Below are 3,182 nucleotides of genomic sequence, written 5' to 3'. Positions count from 1 at the left end.
GTAGCCTTTGGTGCAAAGCTCCCCTTGAGTTCCTCTTTCCACTTCCCTGTTTGTACCTGGTTCGGTGATTTTCACTTCGATATTCGGCAGTGCGCGTCCCACGGTTTCAACCCTTCGCCTGAGGGAATCATCGACCCTTGTCTGGGTAATGACAGGTGAAGCCTCCGTCTGGCCGTAAGCAATCGTAATTTCGGAGATTCCCATTTTTTCAATGACAGCTTTCATAATCTCAACCGGACAGTTTGATCCCGCCATGATTCCCGTTCTTAATGAAGACATGTCGTATGATTCGAAATCTTCCTCATTCAATTCGGCGATAAACATGGTCGGGACTCCGTGAAGTGCGGTGCATTTTTCTTTTTCTACAGCCTGAAGGACTTTTTTCGGGCTGAATTCCTCGACCGGAACCATTGTGGCGCCGACAGTGACACACGCCAAATTTCCGAGCACACAGCCAAAGCAGTGAAAAAAGGGAACGGGAATACACAATCGGTCTTTTGCCGTTAAATTCATGCATTCCGCAATATTGAATGCATTGTTGATCAAATTGAAATGAGTGAGCATGACGCCTTTAGGGAAACCTGTCGTTCCTGATGTATACTGCATGTTGATGACATCATGTTCATTGAGACTTTCCATTCTTGTATCAAGCTCTTGTTCACTCACAAATCCGGCTAGTTCAGAAAGATCGTCCCAAAGATACATGCCGGGGTGCCTGGTGCTTCCGAGCACAATAATATGTTTCAAAAAAGGCAGCCTCCCAGAAGTGAGCATGCCGGGTTCGGCCTGTTTTAATTCAGGGATCAGATCGTATAGGATATCGATATAGGAGGTGCCCCTGTAAGATTCCATTAAAATGAGTGTCGTTGAATCCGATTGTTTAAGCGCATATTCAAGCTCTTGTAATTGGTAGTTTGTATTGATGGTGACAAGCACCGCTCCGATTTTGGCAGCTGCAAACTGCGCTGTGAGCCATTCCGGTGTATTTGAGGCCCAGATTGCAACATGTTCGCCTTTTTTAATGTCGAGCTTCAGCAATCCTTTTGCCGTCTTTCTGCTCGATTGATCAAATTCCTGGTACGTATGGCGAAGACCGCGGTCGGGATAGACTACGGCCTCGTGATCGGGCGTGTTTTCTGCTGTTTTTTCCAACAGCTTCCCAATTGTCATATGGAGACGCTCTGCCAATCACTTCTCTCTCCTTTCTTAGAAAGCGGTTTCATTTATACGCTTGTTTTCTCATGCCGAGTTGTCTTGCATCACTAGCCGCTGGACCTCTGAGGTTCCTTCACCGATCTCCAGATGTTGTCCTCCAAGCATCTTTCGGCAAAGCGGCTGTCTGAATACCAAGCCGTTTACAAGTGCGGATGATCCGGAGCGCAATCTCGCCGCGATTGGCGATAAGCAATTTTTGGAACAAAAAAGCTCCCCCTTTCAATTTTTGAAAACGTCTTCATGATGTCCGCATGTTTTGCGCGAATTCGCAAGTCAGTCAGCGGTTTCTCCTGTTTCCCATCTGAGGGATAGCCGAGTCTTGTCTGTTCTTTACAGCTTATGAGTGTCCGAAAGAAAAAAGTCCTAAAGCTGAAGAAATCGCTTTAGAACTCTTAATGTTGGCTCATATCTATTGGTTCCGGCTTTTACCGCTTATGTTCTACATGTTTGTCGCTGTTTGTGATGATGTGTTGAATGATCTCGGCGTTTTTTGACAAAAAGGCGGTTTCGAACATATCCTGATGCGGCCCGTCTCCCTTATACGCTTGATAGCTTCGAGTTGTGGCGTCAGCCCATTTTTGCAATGCGATTGTTCCGCCTTGCTCTGTTTGAATACCGGCCTCAATAAAGTGAATGTTGGCGTCGACTTGGCCGTCATTGATTAATTGTGTCCAATATTTTTGATAGTTTGTCGTTTTTTTGATGACTGCTTCCCTGAGGTGAGCGGGAACGGTTTCTGCCGAGGCGCTGCTTGGCTGAGGCGGTAATACTTGCTTTTTTTGATACGCATCGACAATGATGAGATCACTTACCTCTAATCCGTATTCTTCCATTTTTTTCACAACCTCAAATGCTGTGTTGCCTCCCGCTGAATATCCCAGCAGAATATAAGGGCCTTGAGGCTGGATTTCAATGATGTTGTTCATGTACTGTTCCATTCGGCTGTCTTCTTCAATAAAGTTAAATCCGTACACGGTCGCCTTGCCGTTTAGCTTTGCAGCGAGATCTTTATAAAATATGCCGAAACCTGAAATGGGAGGAAAACAGAAAAGGTTCATTCCGGCAGGCGGGTTCAGTCTGCTGACATGCTGCACGGCTGATACGCTAAGCTCATGTGAAAACAGCTTTTCAGCTAATTGTTCAATTGTCGGATTCTCGAATAATAATTCAATCGGAATATCGATCCCCTGGCTGTTTTTCAGCTGGTGAATGACTTGCAGAGCCTTTAGCGAATGACCGCCAAGTTCGAAAAAGTCATCTTCAATACCGAGCTCCTCCACGCCGAGGATAGGCTTCCAAATATCAATCAGCTCCCTTTCGACCCAGTTTCTCGGCGGAACGATCTGTTTCAAAGCCGCTTTTTGAAGAGGTGCGGGAAGCGAGCGGCGGTCGATTTTGCCGTTTGCCGTAAGAGGCATTCTGTCCAGTTTAACCCAATCATGAGGAATCATATAGTCGGGAAGCAGTCTTGATAATAATGAACGTATCGTTTTTTCCTCTGTTTGGTCATCGCTCACGTAATATGCGGTAAGGAACGCTTCTTCGTTTTTTTCTTCAATGGTGACAGCTGCTTCTTGAATGCCTTCAATCTCGATGAGCCGCGCTTCAATTTCAGCCGGTTCTGTTCGTTTGCCGCGAATTTTGAATTGCCGGTCCATCCGGCTGATATATTCTAAGTTGCCGTCTGGCAGCCAGCGTGCCAGATCGCCGGTTTTGTACATTTTTTTCCCTGGTTGAAACGGATGTTGTACAAATGCTTCACTCGTCAAATCAGGTCTGTGCAAATATCCTTTTGCAACCCCATCGCCGCCGACGCAAAGTTCGCCGGGAACGCCAATCGGTGCGAGCTGTCCGCTCTCATCAACAATAAAGGCTGTTGAATTGCTGATCGGTTTCCCGATGGGAATCGCTTGAGAAAAATCTTGTTTGATTTCATAAAATGTAGAGAATGTTGTATTTTCCGTCGG

2 protein-coding genes and 1 pseudogene are annotated in these 3,182 nt (G+C 46.2%); all 3 read right to left on the bottom strand.

Annotation, left to right across the window (positions count from 1 at the left end):
* Positions 1-1,188, bottom strand: a 1,188-nt coding sequence (locus tag BTA30_RS21515; RefSeq protein WP_083697707.1) for an AMP-binding protein, incomplete at its 3' end; no start/stop codon positions are given.
* A gap of 127 nt (positions 1,189-1,315) precedes the next feature.
* Positions 1,316-1,420 (bottom strand): annotated as a pseudogene (locus tag BTA30_RS21510) (biotin carboxylase N-terminal domain-containing protein); the annotation flags it as partial.
* 220 nt (positions 1,421-1,640) lie between these two features.
* Positions 1,641-3,182 (bottom strand): thioesterase domain-containing protein (locus BTA30_RS21505; protein ID WP_142243722.1); only part of this gene is annotated, 1,542 nt, incomplete at its 5' end.

The sequence above is a fragment of the Bacillus swezeyi genome (genome assembly GCF_001969815.1).
Taxonomy (GTDB): Bacteria; Bacillota; Bacilli; order Bacillales; family Bacillaceae; genus Bacillus; species Bacillus swezeyi.
Note: the sequence above shows the minus strand (reverse complement) of the source record. Positions and strands in the feature narration are given on the sequence as shown.